This window comes from Burkholderia sp. BCC1993 (assembly GCF_905339865.1).
GTDB lineage: Bacteria > Pseudomonadota > Gammaproteobacteria > Burkholderiales > Burkholderiaceae > Burkholderia.
Map to the genome: position 1 here is coordinate 1 of NZ_CAJPGZ010000004.1, position 17,041 is coordinate 17,041.

A 17,041-nucleotide genomic window follows, 5' to 3' on the forward strand; every position below is an offset into this window, starting at 1 on the left:
AAACGTGAACGGCGGGGCGATCGCGATCGGTCACCCGATCGGCGCGTCGGGCTGCCGGATCCTGGTGACGCTGCTGCACGAGATGGTCAAGCGCGATGCGAAGCGTGGCCTGGCGTCGCTGTGCATCGGCGGCGGGATGGGCGTCGCGCTCGCGGTCGAGCGCGGTTGAGCACGGTCTGACGATATTGCACGCATGCGGCGCAGGCCAGCGCCGCACACACATGCAGCAAACTTCGCGCGGAACAAGCTACCAACAACAAGCGTGATGTTCCGGTGCGCGCCGCGTCCGCCATGCGGGCGCCAGCGCATCGCAGCGGCGGGGCGGCAGCATGTGCCATGTCGTCGCCCCGCACCATTGACTACTTTTCTTGTCGGTAACTCATAGGATGACTAAGCGAATTGCAGTTGTGACGGGGGGGATGGGCGGTCTCGGCGAAGCGATCAGCATCCGGTTGAACGATGCGGGCTACCAGGTCGTCGTCACGTATTCGCCGAACAACACCGGCGCCGATCGCTGGCTGACCGAGATGCACGCGGCCGGTCGCGAATTCCACGCGTATCCGGTGGACGTGGCCGATTACGATTCGTGCCAGCAATGCATCGAGAAAATCGTCCGGGACGTCGGCCCGGTCGACATCCTGGTGAACAACGCGGGCATCACGCGTGACATGACGCTGCGCAAGCTCGACAAGGTCAACTGGGATGCGGTGATCCGCACCAACCTCGATTCCGTGTTCAACATGACGAAGCCGGTCTGCGACGGCATGGTCGAGCGCGGCTGGGGACGCATCGTCAACATCGCGTCGGTCAACGGCTCGAAGGGCTCGGTCGGCCAGACCAACTACGCGGCCGCGAAGGCCGGCATGCACGGTTTCACGAAATCGCTCGCGCTCGAGACCGCGCGCAAGGGCGTGACGGTGAACACGGTGTCGCCGGGCTACCTCGCGACGAAGATGGTGACGGCGATCCCGCAGGACATCCTCGATACGAAGATCCTTCCGCAGATTCCGGCGGGACGGCTCGGGAAACCCGAGGAAGTCGCGGCGCTGGTCGCCTATCTGTGCTCGGAAGAGGCCGGTTTCGTGACGGGCTCCAACATCGCGATCAACGGCGGCCAGCACATGCATTGACGCGCGGCGGCCCGGGCGGCGTTCGCGCGCGCGTCCGGGCCGTGCTCCCGCTGTATCCAGCGCCGGGGCGGCGCGCACGCGCGCGGTGACGGAACACGGACGCAGGTTCGCCGCGCATGCGGCGGGCCGGGTGCGCCCGCGCGCCGGCTACCGCGTCGCGGCACGCACGCCGCACCGGCCTCGCATTCCGGAGGAGGCATGGGTGACACCTGGATGGGATTCGCGATCGGCGGCTCGGCACTGGCCGTCGCGCTGACGATGGCGATCGCGCTTCACTGGCTCGAGCGGCGCCGCGCGCGGCTGCTGCGCAACTTCGATCATCGCGATTGCTGGCTGGTCGCGTACGGCAAGTGCCTCGCGCGCGGGCCGGCGCGCCGCAGGCGCAGCGGCGCGCGCTGACGGCGGCGGTGCGGCACCGCTGCGTTCACGCGTCGTGCCGCATCCCGCGCATCCGTATGCGGTGCGCGGGACGTTCGCACTCAATCGCTCTTTCGCGCGCCTTCGCCTGAATCGTTCTTGTGGAAGATCCGCTTCGTCGTGCGCTTGGTGGCATCCCAGCCTTCGCGCGACGCGTGCGCGACGCCGTGGCCGACCGTCTTCGCGGCGCTCGCGGTCGCGTGGCCGAAACTGCGCGCGGCCTCGCCGGTCTTGTGCGCGGCTTCCTTCGAATCGCGCTTGATGTCCTGCTTCACTTCCGACATGTCCGCGTGCGCGATCGGGCTGATCAGCGCGAGAACGAACGCGGTGCAAATGAACTGACGTGTTTTCACGGCCTGGTTTCCTTGGGGCTGGTTCATCGAGGGTCCGCGCGGCCCGCGGGCGGCGCAACGCGTACGCCGGCTGCCGATGCATCGAGCATCACCGCGGCGCGGCCGCCGAGCAACACGCGCTCGCCGCAGCGCAGCGTGAAGCCGTACAGCACGGAGCGGTCGTCGCCGCCGATGCGTTCGGCGTCGACGATCAGCGGCAGCTCGAACGTGTCGAGCCGGTCGACGAACGCGTCGACGTTGCGCACGCTCGCGAGATAGCCGGCGCGCGGCCGCGCAGGTTCCGCCCGCGCCTGTTGCGCACCGAGCAGCGCGCCGTGCACGGCCATCGCCTGTGCCGCGTATTCGATCCCGCAGACCGGCGCGAGCCGGCCGCGCGAGCGCAGCGGGTTGTGCGGGTCGCGGTGGCTCGTCGCGCTGCAGCGGATGCGCGCGGCGTCCCACGCTTCGACCCGATCGAGCAAGCACATCGCGCCGTCGTGCGGAATGTGCGCGGCGATCCATGCGCGATCGAGCGTGGCTGGCGCCGGCGCAGGCATCGGCGTCGAAACGGGCGTCGTCATCGCGCGTGCCCCGCCGCGGCATTCGGCAGTGCGATATCGACCTGCACGCGCGTATCTTCCAGATAGTCGAGCACGACGCTCGCCGTGCGCCTTGCAGCGAGCGCGTCGAGCAGCGGCAGCGCGCGCGCGGCCGGATTGCCGGTGCGCAGCGCGTCGAGTTCGGGGTTCGCGAGCGTCGTCGCCGGTGCGTCGGTGAGCTGCACGTCGATGCGCGCGAGCGTGCGTTCGCTCGCGTCGGGCGCGAGCACGAGCGCGACGCCGAATGCGTCGACGATCGGCCGCACCGCGTGCAGCGGCTCCGGATAGTCGGTGTCGTAGGCGATCAGCAGGCTCGGCACGCGATCGACCATGACCTGGCACACACTCTCGAGCAGGCCCGCGGCGAAGCTGCCGTCGTGTGCGCACAGCACGTTCGACGTCGCCATTGCGCGCGTCGCGATGCTCCAGTAGCCGGCCGGCGCGTTGTGCACCGAGTTGTGAAAGCGCGTGGGCGACAGGTGGCGATCGTCGCCGGCGAGGGTCTCGCAGATCGCGTGGCAGTTCTGGCCGTCGCCGCCGGACGCGCTGAACACGGTCGCGAGCGTGGCCGGATCGCGCCCGCTCGCGGCTGCCGCTTCGAGGCCGACCGCGAGCGCGACGCGCACGACGGGGCCGGTGCGGCGGCGTTCCGCCGGCGGCAGGCTGGCAGGCGGCGGCAGCACGGTGCGCGCGCTCGCATAGGCCGCCCGGCCCGCGAGCACGTCGGCCGCGTGCGGCCAGTCGTTCAGTCCCGGCCCGACGAGGCCGACACTTTCGATGAAGGCGGTGACGGTCATGTCGGCTCCCGGCGGCTCGCATGCCCGGCGCGGCCGAGGATCAGGCTGCAGTTCGTGCCGCCGAAGCCGAACGAATTCGACAGGACTGCACGCACACGTGCATCGCGGCTCGCGAGCACGTAGTCGGCGGCCAGCGCCGGGTCGGGTTGCGTCGTGTTGACGCCGGCCGGCACGAACTGTTCGCGCAGCGCGAGCGCGGCGACGACCGCTTCGAGGGCGCCGGCGGCACCGAGCGTGTGACCGGTCGCGCCCTTCGTCGAGCTGCACGGCGTGCGCGCGAGCAGCGCGCCCACCGCGCGGCTTTCGGCGGCATCGTTGCTGGGCGTCGCGGTGCCGTGCAGGTTCACGTAGTCGATGTCGCTTGCGGCCAGGCCGGCCGACGCGAGCGCCTGTTCGATCGCGATGCGCGCACCGAGCCCTTCCGGATGCGGCGACGACATGTGATGCGCATCGCTCGATTCGCCGATGCCGAGCAGCAGGATCGCGTTGCCGTCGAGCGCGGCGGGCGCGTCGGGCACGCGTTCGAGCAGCGCGAACGCAGCCGCTTCGCCGATCGAGATGCCGTCGCGCGCGACGTCGAACGGGCGGCACGGCCGGCGCGACAGCAGTTCGAGCGAATTGAAGCCGTACAGCGTCGTCAGGCACAGCGAATCGACGCCGCCGACGACGGCCGCATCGATCAGCCCCGCTTCGATCATCCGGCGCGCGGAGCCGAATACCTTCGCGCCGGACGAGCACGCGGACGAGATCGCCATCGCCGGCCCGCGCAGCGCGAAATACGCGCGCACGAACGCAGCCGGCGAATACGGGTTGTGCGTGTGCGCGTAGCGGAATCCGGCGGGCAGTGCGCCGCTCGCCGGATCGCGCTGCTCGTACGCGCGCTCGGTCTCGAGGATGCCGGACGTGCTCGTGCCGACGAACACGCCGACGCGCGCGGCGCCATGGCGCGACACGGCCGCCGCGACGCGCGCGTCGAAGCCGTCCTGGACGAGGCCGAGTTGCGCGAGGCGGTTGTTGCGGCAGTCGAAGTCGGCGAGATCCGCGCGCACGGGCTGCGCATCGACGCCGTCCACGGCGCCGATCCAGGTGTCGAGATCGGCGCGTTCGAAGTCGCACGGCGTGAGCCCGCCGCGCGCGTGGCGCAGCGCGTCGACGGTCGCGTCGAGGCCGCGGCCGATGCAGCTGGTGGCGGTGAAGTGCGAGAGCAGGAGAGGTTTCACGAGGGTCGTATCCGGTGGCCGGAACGGGCGCCGCAGCGGGGCTGGCGGGCGCGCCGGGCGTGGTCAGATTTTATCAAACGGGGGGGCCGGCGTGCCCGGCCCGGCGGGCGGATCGGACGGTTCGGGCGCGAGCGCGGCGCGCAGCGTGGTCCAGTGCAACTGCGCATCGGCGGCCGCGTGCAGCAGCGCGGGCAGCACGTCGAGCACCACCGGTTCGCCACGCGCGTCGCGCGCCGCGTGGCCGTCGTGCACGAGCAGGATGTCGCGCGCAGCCAGGCCGTTCAGCAGGCGGTGCGTGACGGTATCCGCATCGCGCGCGCGCGTGTCGAAGCCACGGCGCGTCCAGCTGGCGAGCTGCAGGCCGAACTCGCACAGCACCGGCTCGAGAAACGGATTGCGCAGGCCGGCCGGCGCGCGGAAGAAGCGCGGGCGCGTGCCGGCGATCTCGGTCAGCGTCTGCTGCGCGGCCGCGATTTCACGGCGCAGCGCGGCGGGCCCCGACAGCGAGAACGTATGCCGGTGCCGCTGGCTGTGGTTCTCGACCGCGTGGCCGCGCGCGACGATCGCTTCGATCCACTGCGGATGGCGGCGCGCGAGATCGCCGATGCAGAAGAATGTCGCGCGCGCGTCGTGGCGATCGAGCAGGTCGAGCACGCGCGGCGTGACGTCGGGGTCCGGGCCGTCGTCGATCGTCAGCGCGATCCGGCGGCCGGCGCCGGCCGGCAGGCGCGTCCAGTTCGGCCCGAGCAGCGCGCTGCGCGGCCACAGGCCGGCGGCGGTCAGCGCGAGATGCGACGCGACCACGCCGCCGGCGGCCCACGGCCATGCGGCCGGTTGTGCGACGACGGCCGCGAGCGCGCCCGCGTGCAGCGCGGCCGTGCCCGCGATCAGCGGCGTCGGTTTCCAGCGGCGCGCATCGCCGGGCTGGCGAGGCGGAACGGACGATGGCGCGTTCATGCGCGGCCTCCTGCCGGCTCACGATTAGGGCTGCCCGCGGCCACCGCCGCCGCGCGCGGCGCGAGAATCGCGGCGAACGCGAGCGCGAGCATCGCGCCGGGGCCGACGGTCAGCCCGAAGGTTTCGAGCAGCGGCACCCGCGACAGCGCGAGCAGGCCGAAGCCGGCGACCGTTGCGAGGTTCGCGATCAACAGCGACACGAGCGTGTACGGTGTGACCGGTTGCGCGTCGTCGCGCTTGCAGAAGAACAGTGCATAGTTCGAGCCGACCGCGACGATCAGCAACATTCCGACGAGGTGCAGGATCGTCAGCGGCACGCCGGCGAGCGCGAAGCCGGCCGTCACCACCAGCACGGCCGCGACCAGCGGCGCGAGCGCGCGTACGACGCGGCGCGGCGAGCGCAGCGCGATCAGCAGCAGCACGGCGATCGCCGCGAAACCCGCGAGCGACAGCCGGATGTCCTCGTGCACATAGTTCACGTACAGGCGGTCGGCCTCGGCCTTCATGTCGACGAACAGCGCGTCGGGCACGCCGGCGCGCGCGACGGCCGCGCGAATCGGCGCGGCATCGAGCGCTGGAGCCGCCGGACCGGTGCGTGCGACGTCCGGCGCGCGCAGCGGCAGCATCGCGCGCCAGCGGCCCGCGCGCTCGGTCAGCAGCGCGTCGACGGCGAGCGCCATCGACGTGCCGCGCAGGTCCGCGCGCGTGAGCAGCGGCGCGTGGCGTGCGGCCTCGACATCGGCGATGAACGGCGCGAACAGCTCGGGCCTGACCGGGATCGGCTGGTTCGCGACGGCCGCGCGCATGCGCGCGGCAAGCGCGTCCGCGTCCGGCAGGCTCGCCTGGCGCGCACGCTGCGCGGCGTCGCTCGGCAGGTAGCGCGCGGGACTTTCGAAGCCCGCGAGCGCACCGCGATCGACGAGCGGCTGCAATTGCGCGGCGACCTGTTCCGCGCGTTCGAGCGCGGCCTGTTCGGTCGGCGCGGAAACCACGACGAGATAGCGCACGTCCGGCGCGCCGAGATCGGCGCGCAGGCGTGCGTCGAGGGCCTGCGCGCGAGCGGGCACGGGGCTCAGTGCCGCAAGCTCGCGGCTCCACAGGCCGTCACGATGCAGCACGAGCGTCGCGCACGCGGCGAGCACGAGCACGGCGAGCGGCCAGCGCAGCCGCGGCGCGGCAGCGGCCGCCCGCGCGAGCATCACGCCGACGCGCGACACGTCGCGAATCGCGACGTGCTCGCCGCGCAGGTGCGGCAGCACGAAGCGCGTGACGAGCGCGGCGGCCGTCAGCCCGGCGATCGAGTAGAGCCCGAGCTGTACGAGCCCCGGAAAGCCGGAGAACAGCATCGACGCGAAGCCGCACACGGACGTCAGCACGCCGAGCCGGATCGTCGGCCAATAAGCTGCGATCCATGCCCGCGTCGCGTCGGCGGGCCGCGTGGTGCCGCGCGCGCCGGCCTGCGCCGATTGCACGAACAGGTAGATCGAATAGTCGACGGCTTCGCCGATCAGCGTCGTGCCGAAGCCGAGCGTCAGCCCGTGGACCGTGCCGAACGCGATGCCGACCGCCGCGATGCCGGCGGCGATGCCCGTCAGCACCGGCAGCAGCCCCAGCGCGAGCGTGCGCGGCGAGCGGTACAGCGTCAGCAGCAGCGCGACGATCAGCACGACGCTCGCCGTCGACAGCCGCTCGACGTCGTGCCGGATCGTGTCGCGCGTGTCGACCGAGAACACGCCTGGGCCGGTCATCGCGAGCGTGTACGCGGCCGGGTTCGGCAGCGCCTGCGTCGCGGCGGAGAACGCACGGCGCACCGCGTCGATCGCGCGTGCCTGCGCATCGGTGTCGGCGCCGGCGGCGGCCGTCTGCACGACCAGCACCGCGCGCGTGCCGTCGCGCGACGCCCACACGCCGTCGCGGCTGGCGGGCTGCGCGCCGCTGTCGAGCTGGTCGACGAGCGCGGTCACTTCGCCGGTCGGGTCGCGCGGCAGCATCGCCTTCGCGACGAGGCCCGCCGATGAGCGCAGCAGGTCGAGGCTGTCGCCGAGCGCCTGGTGGAGGCCGTCCGCGCTGAAGCGCCGCGGCGCGACGGCCGGGCTCAGCAGGTAGCGATGGTCGAACACGAACTGCCGGTCGTGTGCGTCGTTGACGGCTTCGCCGTTGTTGATCGCGGAGAATTGCCGGTCGGCGCGCAGCGTGCCGGCGACGCGCCGCGACAGCGCGGCACGCGTGGCCGCATCGCCGCCGTCGATCGCGACGAGGATCAGCCGCGACACGATGCCGTCGCGCAGTTGATCGACGAGCACGCGCTGCCCGGCGCTCGGTGCGCGCGGCAGGAACGCGGACAGGTCGGCCGTGAAGTTCGCGCGGGCGAGCGCGATCCCGCATGCGACGAGCGCGAGCAGCCACACGAGCACGGCGCGTTGCCGCCAAGCGGGCAGGCGGTGCGTGACGGGGGCGGGCGGCCGGGTGCGATCGTCCATCAGTTCGCCGGGACGGGTTGCAGGCGCATCGTCGAATGGTCGCCGTCGGCCTGCCGGATCGCGACGCTGCGCAACACGTCGCGCGAGCCTTCGAGCGTGATCGTGCTGACGACCTTCAGCATCCGCGAGTCGAGCGGCGTGAGCGTCAGCGTCCAGTCGTCGCCGCGACCGGCGAGCGCGACCTTGTAGACCTGCTCGAGCGCGTAGCGGTTGCCGGCGAGCGTCGCGCGGATGCTGTCGATGAACGCGCCGAGCTCCGGATAGCGCGCGAGCGCGAGCGTGTACTTGCGGTTGTTGCGCTCGACCGTGAGCATGTCGCCGTCGACCACGAGATGTTCGGGCTTCGGGCTCAGCGTGTGCTTCTCGAGATGGTCCGGTGCGACGAACACGAGTTCGCCCGACGATTCGAGCGGCTGCGTGGTGATCGACAGCGTCTTCGTCTCGGTGAACGTCGCGCGCCCCGACTTGTGCTGCGCGAGCGTCGACATCAGCCGGTCGAGGGTCCATGCCGAACCGGTGTCGGCCGCGTGCGCGGGCAGGGCGAGCGCGACGGCGGCCGTGACGGCGAACGTGCGCGTGGCGCGGCGCAGCGCGCGCGGGTGCGGCAGCGGGAACAGCGGCGGCAACGTCGGCAGCAACGTCGGCAGAAAGCGGCGAACGGCGGTCATGCGTCGGAATCCCTCGTGGCGGACAGGCCGGTGCACGCGCGCGCAGCGTCGCGGCGCGCGGCGGCCGTGCCGGTCTGCCAGAAATCGAAATAGTTGAACCAGTTGTACGGCGCCGCGCGACAGTACTGGTCGAGCAGCGCGACGTAGCGCGCGAGCGCCGCGTCGACGGCCGCCGCGCGCGTGTCGCGGCGCACGTCGGAAAAATCGGCGAGCGTCTCGAAGTGCACATCGTAGCGGTTGCCGTCGCGATAGAGGCCCGTCATGAACAGCACCGGACGCCGCAGCATCGCGGCCATGTACAGCGGCCCGAGCGGGAATGCCGCCGGCGCGCCGAGCAGCGGCAGCCACCGCAGCGACGCGGTCGCGTCGTCGAGCAGCGTGCGGTCGGCGAGCATCCCGACCATGCAGTTCGCGTCGAGGCGTTCGCGCACCTTCAGCATCGAGTCGACCTGCCCGAGCGGAATCACTTCCGGCTTCGCGGCCGGGTTGACGGCGGCGAGCGTCGCGTTGATCTTGCGCGCGTTCTCTTCGAACATCGTGACGACGACGCGCAGGTCCGGGCGCGTGCGGCCGATCGCGCGCACGACTTCGAAGCTGCCGAGGTGCGCGCCCATCAGGAATGCGCCGCGCCCGCCGGCGAGCGCGGCGTCGACCCGCGTCTCGCCGTGCAGCCGGATGTCGAACAGGTCGAAGCGGCCGTTCATCAGGTAGATGCGGTCGTGGATCGTCGCCGCGAACGTGAACACGTGCCGGTACACGTCGCGCCAGCGCGCGGGACGGCCGAGCACGCGGCGCAGGTAGTCGCGCGACGCGGCGCACGCGACCGGCGAGAACAGCACGAAATAGGTCGCGACGGCATGCAGCACGATGCGCGACGGCCGCCGGCCGAAACGCAGCGAGATCCAGGTCATCACGCGCAGCAACCCGGCGTTGCTGCGTTCCTGGCGCTCGGCCCATGCGGTGCGCTTCATGGCTGCGCGCCGTCCTGCGCGGCCGGCGGCGCGGACAGCACGCCGGTCGCGACGTCGCGCGCACCCGCGCGCAGCGTGAAGCGGATCGCGCCGCCGGCCGCTGCATCGAACGCGAGATCGAGTGGTTCGCCCGGCGCGACCGGGCTCAGGAATTTCGCGGAAGCCAGCCGCCATGTATCGAGCGGGCGATTCAGCGATGCGCCGAGTGCGGCGATCGCGTGATCGAGCAGCACGACGCCCGGCACGACCGGATGACCGGGGAAATGACCGGGCAGCGCCGGATGATCGGCGGGAATCGTGAACGCGAGCGGCGCGTCGGGCGCGTCCGTCGCGGCGCGCTCGCGCACGTCGGCCGTGGCGGCGCGCGCGTGCCGTGCGACGAGCGCGGCGAGCACGTCGCGCGGCAGCTTGCCCGTTTCGTTGCGCGGCAATGCGTCGACGAACACGAGCGGGCGCGGCATGAACGCGGGATCGATCCGTTCGCGCAGCGCGCGCTGCAGGTCGGCCGCGGCGAGCGTCGGCGCGACCACGAGCGCGACGAGGCGCGTGACCGGTTCGCGGGTCGCATCGGCGTCGGCCGGCGCGGTGTCGTCCGGCATGAAGAACACGCCGTCGACGACGTCGGCGATCGCGTTCAGTTGGTGGTTCAGATACGCGAGCGACGTGCGCTTGCCGGCGATGTTGACGAGGTCCGCCTTGCGGCCGTGCAGCAGGAACCGGCCGTCGCCGAGCAGCTCGAGCGCGTCGCCCATCGGCACCGGGGTTTCGACGTGTCCGCCCGACACCCACACGGTCGGGCCGCTGTCGTCGCCCGCGGCGTCGCGGTCCGACACGTTGTGCGCTGCGCGCGCGTCGAGCCGGATGTCCGGGAACAGTTGCCACGCGGCGCCCTGCGACGTGCGGCGCGTCGCGATCTGGCCGGTTTCGGTGCTGCCGTAGATCTCGACGAGCGGCGCCTCGAGCGCGGCTTCGGCTTCGCACGCGAGTTTTTCCGACAGCGGCGCGGTGGCCGACAGCACGAGCGCGGCCGGCGGCAGCGCATGGCCGGCCGACAGCAGCGCGCGCAGGTGGATCGGCGACGTGACGAGCACGCGCGGCTGCGGGATCGCGGCGAGTTCGTCTCGAATGTCGACCGGGTAGAACGGCTGGCGGTTGCTGAACGCAAGGCCGCCGATCAGCGCGAGCAGCACCGTCGATTCGAAGCCGTACATGTGCTGCGCGGGCACGGTGCCGATCAGCGTGGCCGCGCGGCCGTCGAGCAGGCCGAGGCGCTCGGCCGCCGCGCGCACGCAGCCGACCAGGAAGCCCCAGGTCTTGCGGTGCGGCACCGGCGCGCCGGTCGAGCCGGACGTGAACACGTACGCCATGATCCGCGACGCGTCGATCTGCGGCACCACGCACGGTGCGTCGTCGGGGAGGTCGCCGGGTGCGGCGTCCGGATACGCGAAGCGCGGCAGGTCGATCGTGCAGTCCGGCGCGTCGTGCAGGCAGAACGCGTCCGGTGCGAACGACGCGAGCTGGCGCACCATCTCCGGCGTGTGCGTCGACGGCAGCAGGCTGATCCTGCCGGTGACGAGCGCCGCGCACAGGCTGACCGCGAAGCGGTAGCGGTCGCGGCACACGTTGAACACGTGGCCGCCGGCGGGCAGCGCGGCGGCCACGCGCGCAACGTCGGCGACGAACGTGCGGACGGTGATGGGCGTGCCGTCGCGCCAGGCGATCGTCTGGTCCGGCGAGGAGTGGAATACCAGCGGGTGAGTCGGCATAAATCGGTCAAAGCGGAAAGCGGTCACCGGCGCGGCCGCGATGCGGCGCCGCGCCGGCCATGAATTCATCGTGACGGCTGCGTCGACGCGCGGTACGCGCGCACCGCGTCGACCATCCGCGGCCGCGCGTCGTGCGGCAGCGCGAAGCGCCGGCACGCATGCTCGGCGGCGAACATCACGGCGACGAGCGGCAGCGACAGGTAGTTCGCGAATGTCGACCACGCGACGATCGGCGCGGTCGCGAACAGCAGCGTCGACACGGCGGCGATCGCGACGAAGAACAGCGTCCATGCGAGCGTGATGTGCCGCGTGTAGCGCGCGACGGCCGGCGTGATCGTGCCGTGGATCAGCGTCGCGAAGCGCGTGCACAGCGGCACCTGGCCGGCCGCGAGGGTGCGGCCGAACAGCAGCGCCATCGCGAGGTTGAAGCTCGCGTGCTCCAGATACAGGCCCCATTCGAAATGGCGCGCGAGCGGGATGCGCACGGCCCACAGCGCGACGGCGGCCAGCAGCCATGCCGGCACGAGCCATGTGCGCTGCGGCGAGCGTAGTGCCGCGCCGAGCGCGAGCAGCAGCGGCGGCACGAGCGCCATCGCGAGGCCGAAGCCGTGCGCGCCGGGCGTCGCGGCCGCGTAGTGCGCGCCGATCTGGTACGCCACCACCGCGGCGACCGCGCCGGTGCCGCGTGCGATGCCGAGCGGCGTGCTCATCGCGGCGCTCCGGGCGCGCGGCGCGGGTGTGCGTTGCCGCCGGCTGCCGCAGCATGGCGGCAAACGGGCGGACAAACCGGGGCGAGGGGAGCGGACGGGCGCGGCATGGTTGCTGGAAACATCGGGCGGATCGGGGCCGGACGCATGCGTCGGGCCGTCAAACATCATATGAATGGCGGCCGGGACGCTTGTCCGGGCCGGCTGTCGTGCACGCACATTTTAGGGCCCCGGCGCGGCGCTTCGAGGCGGGTGCAGCCGGGTTTTGTAACCGAATGTATGGCAGCGCACTGAAGCTTTTGCGGCGACGATCCATTTCCATCCGAAGCGGCTCAAGCGTCTGCTGCGATCGAGTCCCGAAACCGGCCGCGGCGGGGGCCCTTCAGTCTGTAACCATTCCCCGTATACGTGCCGATACCCATCGTCTAGAATCCGCGTAACTTTTACAAACGATCCCCAATAACGCAGGCGGGGAAGCCGGCAGACGCCGGAGGGACGGAGATTCGCGCGCGCCTCGCACCGCGCCGGGCGTGCACGGCGGTTGCCGTTTCCGGGCGCCTCCCGCTGCCATGGGCCGCCTGCCCGCAAGCATGATGAACGCACTGGAACAAGAGCTCGCCACGCTGATCATCGGCGAACTGAATCTCGAAGACGTCCCGCTCGAAACGGTGACGGCCGGGACCCCGCTGTACGGCGAGGGCTTCGGGCTCGACTCCATCGACATCCTGGAAATCGCGCTGCTGATCTCGAAGAAGTACGGCTTCGAGCTGCGCTCGGACAATCCGGACAACCAGAAGATCTTCGCGACGCTCGGCGCGCTTGCCGCGTACGTCGCCGCGCATCGCACGAAGTGACGGCGGCGCGCGGGCGCGACGCGGCACGCAGAGGATGACGGCACGCGGCGGCGGTGGCTGGATGCACCGCCGCCGCGTCGATCGAGGAGGAACGCGATGAACGGAGCAATTCGATGCGGGCGCTCGTAACGGGCGGTAGCGGCGCACTCGGGCAGGCGATCTGCACGACGCTCGCGCAGGCCGGCCACGAAGTCTGGGTACACGCGAACCGGAATCTCGCGCAGGCGCAAGCCGTCGCGCAGCAGATCGTCGCGGCCGGCGGCACCGCGCATGCGATCGCATTCGACGTGACCGACGCGGATGCGACGCTCGCCGCGCTCGCACCGTTCGTCGACGACGCGCCGGTGCAGATCCTCGTCAACAACGCGGGCATTCACGACGACGCGCCGATGGCCGGCATGTCGCGCCGGCAATGGCACAGCGTGATCGACGTGACGCTCAACGGTTTTTTCAACGTGACGCAGCCGCTCTTGCTACCGATGATCCGTACGCGGCGCGGCCGGATCGTCAACATCGCGTCGGTGGCAGGCGTGACCGGCAACCGCGGACAGGTCAACTACGCGGCCGCGAAGGCGGGGCTGATCGGCGCGACGAAGTCGCTGTCGCTGGAGCTCGCGTCGCGCGGCATTACCGTGAACGCGGTCGCGCCCGGCATCATCGAGTCGCCGATGGCGGAACATGCGTTTTCCGCCGAACGGATCAAGCAGCTCGTGCCCGCGCAGCGCGCTGGCCGGCCCGACGAAGTCGCGGCGATGGTCGCGTATCTGGTATCCGATGCGGCCGCCTATGTGACGGGGCAAGTGCTGTCCGTCAACGGCGGCCTCGCATGACGACGCGCGCGGCGTCGGCTTGACGCGAAGCAACGGCGCGCAACGCGGCGCGTGGCCACGATGTCGCGAGCCCGCGCCGCATAGTGAGGAAATCGAAGTGTCAGTGCATCCAGTCGACGCCGAACGGCGAGCGTGTTCCCCGTCGTCCGCCACGCGCGCGGTCGCACGCGGACCCATGGCGGCCGCGTCCACCGCGAACGGCGGCAACCGTGCGCTGCGGCTCGTCCAGATCGATCAGGCACGGCTGGCTGCGCTGCTGCACGACGCGCAGCAGCGGGGCGACGCATTCGACCGCGTGTTTCCCGGTGCGCTGGGCGCGGTCTGCATCGGCGCGGCCGGGGCGCCGGCCGATGCGATGGCCCGCATGCTCGCCGCCGTCGCGCCCGACCTGCCGCTCGCACCGGTGCAGATGGCGCTGCTCGATGCCGGCAGCCACGCACGCGCCGGTGCGGTCTGCGAAATCTGGCAGTGCGACGCGCCGGACCTGTGCAGCGAGCGACGCGGCGCGCTGCAGTACCGCTACAGCGCAACGGCGGGGCTCGTGTTCGGCAGCATCGTCGTGCAGGAAGCGCAGGAAGTGCAGGAAGCGCAGGAAGCGCAGGAATTGGCCGATGCGGATCGCGACGGCGGCACGCCGCTCGAGCGCGCGACCTGCGAGGCGTACCGCGCGCTGTTCGACGTGCTCGATACGCTCGGCATCCCGCATCCGCTGCGGATCTGGAACACCGTGCCGGCGATCAACGCGCAGCAGTTCGGGATCGAACGCTATCGTCAGTTCAATATCGGCAGGCAGCGCGCGTTCGACGCGTGCCGCCGCGCGCTGACGGGCGGCGTGCCGGCCGCCTGCGCGCTCGGTTCGGTCGTGCCGGTCGCGGGCGACACGCCGCCGGCCGCGCCGCTCGCGATCCATTTCATCGCGAGCCGCGTGCCGGCCGATCCGGTCGAGAACCCGCGCCAGGTCAGCGCGTATCACTACCCGGCCGAGTACGGCCCGCGTGCGCCGACGTTCGCGCGCGCGGCCGCATGGCCCGGCGACGCTGCCGCGCCGCTGCTGTTCGTGTCGGGCACCGCCAGCATCGTCGGGCATCGCACCGTGCATCACGGCGACGTCGTCGCGCAAACGCGCGAGACGATCGCGAACCTGGCCGCCGTGCTCGAGCAGGCCGCGCGGCAGGGGCACGGCCCGTTCGCGCTCGCCGACCTGAGCTACCGCGTGTACGTGCGCGACGCCGGCGATGCCGCGGCGCTCGCCGCGATCGAACGCGAGTTGCGCGATGCGGCCGGCCCCGGCGTGCGGCCGCTGTTCGTCCACGCGGACGTGTGCCGCGACGATCTGCTGGTCGAGATCGAGGCGAGCGCCGGCCATCCGCTGGAGCACCTGTCGTGAAGCGCGCGGGCCTGTCGCTGCGCGAACCGTCGCCGCACGCGGGCGGCGTCGACGAAGCCTGTCGGCAGTCGCCTGCAGGTCATAAACTTTTGTCAGGATCCTCGTCTTCGCAATCGGCCGTTCCCATGTCCACGCTGCACGCCTCGTCCACCCATCTCGTACTGATTCCGAGCTACAACCCGGGCGTCAAGGTCGACACGACCGTGCGCAACGCCCGCGCGCAGTGGAATCCGGTGTGGGTCGTCGTCGACGGCAGCACCGACGGCAGCGCCGAGCGCCTGCAGGCGATGGCCGAGCGCGACCCCGGGCTGCGCGTGATCGTGCTGCCGGCGAACCGCGGCAAGGGCGCCGCGGTGCTGGCCGGGCTCGATGCCGCGGCCGCGAGCGGCTTCACGCACGTGCTGACGATGGATTCCGACGGCCAGCATCCGGCCGACCTGATTCCCGAATTCATGGCCGCGTCGCAGGCGGCGCCGGATGCGATGGTGCTGGGCCTGCCGAAGTTCGACGCGAGCGCGCCGCAGCTGCGCGTGCAGGGCCGGCGGCTGTCGAACGGATGGGCCGACCTCGAGACGCTGTGGGCCGGGATCGGCGATTCGCTGTACGGCTTTCGCGTGTACCCGGTCGCGCCGCTCGCCGCGATCATGCATCGCCAGCCGTGGATGCGCGGCTTCGACTTCGATCCGGAAGCCGCCGTGCGGCTGTGCTGGGCCGGGGTGCGGCCGATCCGCATCGAAGCGCCGGTGCGCTACTTCGGCGCGCACGAGGGCGGCGTGTCGCATTTCCACTACGGCCGCGACAACGCGCTGCTCGCGTGGATGCACCTGCGGCTGTTCGCCGGTTTCGTGGTGCGGCTGCCGATGCTGGTCGCGCGGCGGCTGATGCGCCGGTCGCGTTCCGCGTTCAGCCGGTTGTCCGGCCGCGGCGATTGATGGCCCGATTGTCATCAATCGGCTGAGCAATCGCGCCGTTCGTTCCGGATCGGTCAGTAATCAAGTTGTCATTCGATGTAAACATCTGGTAATTTTCTGCCGGATTATGCAAAATCGCCGCTCCCAAATACAACTACCGAGGGATCCGGGATGCATATCAAGAAAGCGGCGGCCGCGTGTGGCATGGTTTTCCTGTTGAGCGCATGCGGTGGCGTGCAGAGTCTCGACGCGAATAGCCTGACGTCGGCGGGGACCAACCTGGTCAAGGCGGCGACGCTGTCGGACAGCGACATCGCGGCACTGTCGAACGACTCGTGCAAGTCGAGCGACGCCGAATCGAAGATCGCCGCGCCGAACAGCGCGTACGCGAAGCGCCTGACGAAGGTGATGAAGGGCTTCGGCGACATGACGCTGAACGGCCAGAAGATCAACTACAAGGTCTACATGACCAAGGACGTCAACGCGTGGGCGATGGGCAACGGCTGCGTGCGCGTGTACAGCGGCCTGATGGACATGATGAACGACGACGAGCTGCGCGGCGTGATCGGCCATGAAATGGGCCACGTCGCGCTGGGTCACTCGAAGAAGGCGATGCAGACCGCCTACGCGGTCAGCGCGGCACGCACCGCGGCCGGCGCGGCGTCGCCGGGCGTCGCGGCCCTGACGAGCTCGCAGCTCGGCGACATCACCGAGAAGTTCATCAACGCGCAGTTCTCGCAGACGCAGGAAAGCGCGGCCGACGACTACTCGTTCGACCTGATGAAGCAGAAGAACATGAACCAGAAGGGCCTCGTCACCGCGTTCCAGAAGCTCGCGCAGCTCGATGGCGGCAAGAGCTCGATGATGAGCTCGCACCCGTCGTCGTCGAGCCGGGCGCAGCACATCCAGGATCGCATCGCGAAGGGCAGCTGAGCGCCGCCTGATAGCGCCGGCCCCGTCCGGCGCCCGGGATGAACGAAACCCCACGCTCTTGCGGGCGTGGGGTTTTTGTTTT

The 17,041-nt window shown here is 71.2% G+C and carries 17 protein-coding genes and 1 pseudogene; 8 read left to right on the top strand and 10 right to left on the bottom strand.

Annotation, left to right across the window (positions count from 1 at the left end):
* From U4Y91_RS07080 to U4Y91_RS07090, 3 genes and pseudogenes are all read left to right on the top strand, one after another.
* A pseudogene (locus tag U4Y91_RS07080) lies at positions 1-169 on the top strand (acetyl-CoA C-acetyltransferase); the annotation flags it as partial.
* A 217-nt stretch (positions 170-386) separates the two neighbouring features.
* Positions 387-1,130, top strand: a complete 744-nt coding sequence (phbB, locus tag U4Y91_RS07085) for an acetoacetyl-CoA reductase (protein WP_321804410.1) — start codon at positions 387-389, stop codon at positions 1,128-1,130.
* Between the two features lie 198 nt (positions 1,131-1,328).
* Positions 1,329-1,529, top strand: a complete 201-nt coding sequence (locus U4Y91_RS07090) for a hypothetical protein (RefSeq protein WP_321804412.1) — start codon at positions 1,329-1,331, stop codon at positions 1,527-1,529.
* A gap of 80 nt (positions 1,530-1,609) precedes the next feature.
* Here U4Y91_RS07090 and U4Y91_RS07095 read toward each other — a convergent pair whose 3' ends face one another.
* From U4Y91_RS07095 to U4Y91_RS07140, 10 genes are all read right to left on the bottom strand, one after another.
* On the bottom strand, positions 1,610-1,927 hold the full coding sequence (locus U4Y91_RS07095) for a hypothetical protein (RefSeq protein ID WP_321804413.1): 318 nt from the start codon (positions 1,925-1,927) through the stop codon (positions 1,610-1,612).
* Entirely contained in the window at positions 1,924-2,460 is a 537-nt protein-coding gene (locus U4Y91_RS07100) for a hotdog family protein (RefSeq protein ID WP_321804415.1), read from the bottom strand. Before U4Y91_RS07100 ends, U4Y91_RS07095 begins: the two co-directional genes overlap by 4 nt.
* Positions 2,457-3,275, bottom strand: a complete 819-nt coding sequence (locus U4Y91_RS07105; protein WP_321804417.1) for a beta-ketoacyl synthase chain length factor — start codon at positions 3,273-3,275, stop codon at positions 2,457-2,459. The genes U4Y91_RS07100 and U4Y91_RS07105 overlap by 4 nt, the downstream gene beginning before the upstream one ends.
* Positions 3,272-4,495, bottom strand: coding sequence for a beta-ketoacyl-[acyl-carrier-protein] synthase family protein (locus U4Y91_RS07110; protein ID WP_321804419.1), 1,224 nt, complete (start codon positions 4,493-4,495; stop codon positions 3,272-3,274). The genes U4Y91_RS07105 and U4Y91_RS07110 overlap by 4 nt, the downstream gene beginning before the upstream one ends.
* Before the next feature lie 63 nt (positions 4,496-4,558).
* Entirely contained in the window at positions 4,559-5,452 is an 894-nt protein-coding gene (locus U4Y91_RS07115) for a polysaccharide deacetylase family protein (protein WP_124666089.1), read from the bottom strand.
* Positions 5,449-7,932: an MMPL family transporter gene (locus tag U4Y91_RS07120; protein ID WP_321804421.1), complete on the bottom strand. Its 2,484-nt coding sequence runs from the start codon at positions 7,930-7,932 to the stop codon at positions 5,449-5,451. The genes U4Y91_RS07115 and U4Y91_RS07120 overlap by 4 nt, the downstream gene beginning before the upstream one ends.
* Positions 7,932-8,600 (bottom strand): outer membrane lipoprotein carrier protein LolA, encoded by a 669-nt coding sequence (locus tag U4Y91_RS07125; RefSeq protein ID WP_321804423.1) that lies wholly within the window; start codon positions 8,598-8,600, stop codon positions 7,932-7,934. Before U4Y91_RS07125 ends, U4Y91_RS07120 begins: the two co-directional genes overlap by 1 nt.
* Positions 8,597-9,571 carry an acyl-CoA synthetase gene (locus U4Y91_RS07130; RefSeq protein ID WP_321804424.1) on the bottom strand — a complete coding sequence of 325 codons (975 nt, stop codon included), beginning with the start codon at positions 9,569-9,571 and terminating at the stop codon, positions 8,597-8,599. Before U4Y91_RS07130 ends, U4Y91_RS07125 begins: the two co-directional genes overlap by 4 nt.
* Complete coding sequence (locus U4Y91_RS07135; protein ID WP_321804425.1) at positions 9,568-11,337, bottom strand: acyl-CoA synthetase family protein; 1,770 nt, start codon at positions 11,335-11,337, stop codon at positions 9,568-9,570. The genes U4Y91_RS07130 and U4Y91_RS07135 overlap by 4 nt, the downstream gene beginning before the upstream one ends.
* A gap of 65 nt (positions 11,338-11,402) precedes the next feature.
* Complete coding sequence (locus U4Y91_RS07140) at positions 11,403-12,047, bottom strand: hypothetical protein (RefSeq protein ID WP_321804426.1); 645 nt, start codon at positions 12,045-12,047, stop codon at positions 11,403-11,405.
* A 566-nt stretch (positions 12,048-12,613) separates the two neighbouring features.
* Here U4Y91_RS07140 and U4Y91_RS07145 point away from each other — a divergent pair.
* From U4Y91_RS07145 to U4Y91_RS07165, 5 genes are all read left to right on the top strand, one after another.
* A complete protein-coding gene (locus U4Y91_RS07145; protein WP_014896047.1) occupies positions 12,614-12,898 on the top strand; it encodes a phosphopantetheine-binding protein in 285 nt (94 codons plus the stop codon).
* 113 nt (positions 12,899-13,011) lie between these two features.
* Complete coding sequence (fabG, locus tag U4Y91_RS07150) at positions 13,012-13,728, top strand: 3-oxoacyl-ACP reductase FabG (RefSeq protein WP_321804429.1); 717 nt, start codon at positions 13,012-13,014, stop codon at positions 13,726-13,728.
* Between the two features lie 97 nt (positions 13,729-13,825).
* Complete coding sequence (locus U4Y91_RS07155; protein ID WP_321804431.1) at positions 13,826-15,115, top strand: endoribonuclease L-PSP; 1,290 nt, start codon at positions 13,826-13,828, stop codon at positions 15,113-15,115.
* A gap of 125 nt (positions 15,116-15,240) precedes the next feature.
* Entirely contained in the window at positions 15,241-16,047 is an 807-nt protein-coding gene (locus U4Y91_RS07160) for a glycosyltransferase family 2 protein (protein ID WP_321804432.1), read from the top strand.
* A gap of 150 nt (positions 16,048-16,197) precedes the next feature.
* On the top strand, positions 16,198-16,959 hold the full coding sequence (locus tag U4Y91_RS07165; RefSeq protein ID WP_321804433.1) for a M48 family metalloprotease: 762 nt from the start codon (positions 16,198-16,200) through the stop codon (positions 16,957-16,959).
* Positions 16,960-17,041 lie beyond the last annotated feature (82 nt).

What these genes read in the sequence shown, in the direction of transcription:
- phbB (WP_321804410.1), top strand. Translation starts at nt 387, where the DNA reads ATGACTAAGCGAATTGCAGTTGTGACGGGGGGGATGGGCGGTCTCGGC.
- U4Y91_RS07090 (WP_321804412.1), top strand. Translation starts at nt 1,329, where the DNA reads ATGGGTGACACCTGGATGGGATTCGCGATCGGCGGCTCGGCACTGGCC.
- U4Y91_RS07095 (WP_321804413.1), bottom strand. Translation starts at nt 1,927, where the DNA reads ATGAACCAGCCCCAAGGAAACCAGGCCGTGAAAACACGTCAGTTCATT.
- U4Y91_RS07100 (WP_321804415.1), bottom strand. Translation starts at nt 2,460, where the DNA reads ATGACGACGCCCGTTTCGACGCCGATGCCTGCGCCGGCGCCAGCCACG.
- U4Y91_RS07105 (WP_321804417.1), bottom strand. Translation starts at nt 3,275, where the DNA reads ATGACCGTCACCGCCTTCATCGAAAGTGTCGGCCTCGTCGGGCCGGGA.
- U4Y91_RS07115 (WP_124666089.1), bottom strand. Translation starts at nt 5,452, where the DNA reads ATGAACGCGCCATCGTCCGTTCCGCCTCGCCAGCCCGGCGATGCGCGC.
- U4Y91_RS07120 (WP_321804421.1), bottom strand. Translation starts at nt 7,932, where the DNA reads ATGGACGATCGCACCCGGCCGCCCGCCCCCGTCACGCACCGCCTGCCC.
- U4Y91_RS07125 (WP_321804423.1), bottom strand. Translation starts at nt 8,600, where the DNA reads ATGACCGCCGTTCGCCGCTTTCTGCCGACGTTGCTGCCGACGTTGCCG.
- U4Y91_RS07130 (WP_321804424.1), bottom strand. Translation starts at nt 9,571, where the DNA reads ATGAAGCGCACCGCATGGGCCGAGCGCCAGGAACGCAGCAACGCCGGG.
- U4Y91_RS07135 (WP_321804425.1), bottom strand. Translation starts at nt 11,337, where the DNA reads ATGCCGACTCACCCGCTGGTATTCCACTCCTCGCCGGACCAGACGATC.
- U4Y91_RS07140 (WP_321804426.1), bottom strand. Translation starts at nt 12,047, where the DNA reads ATGAGCACGCCGCTCGGCATCGCACGCGGCACCGGCGCGGTCGCCGCG.
- U4Y91_RS07145 (WP_014896047.1), top strand. Translation starts at nt 12,614, where the DNA reads ATGGGCCGCCTGCCCGCAAGCATGATGAACGCACTGGAACAAGAGCTC.
- fabG (WP_321804429.1), top strand. Translation starts at nt 13,012, where the DNA reads ATGCGGGCGCTCGTAACGGGCGGTAGCGGCGCACTCGGGCAGGCGATC.
- U4Y91_RS07160 (WP_321804432.1), top strand. Translation starts at nt 15,241, where the DNA reads ATGTCCACGCTGCACGCCTCGTCCACCCATCTCGTACTGATTCCGAGC.
- U4Y91_RS07165 (WP_321804433.1), top strand. Translation starts at nt 16,198, where the DNA reads ATGCATATCAAGAAAGCGGCGGCCGCGTGTGGCATGGTTTTCCTGTTG.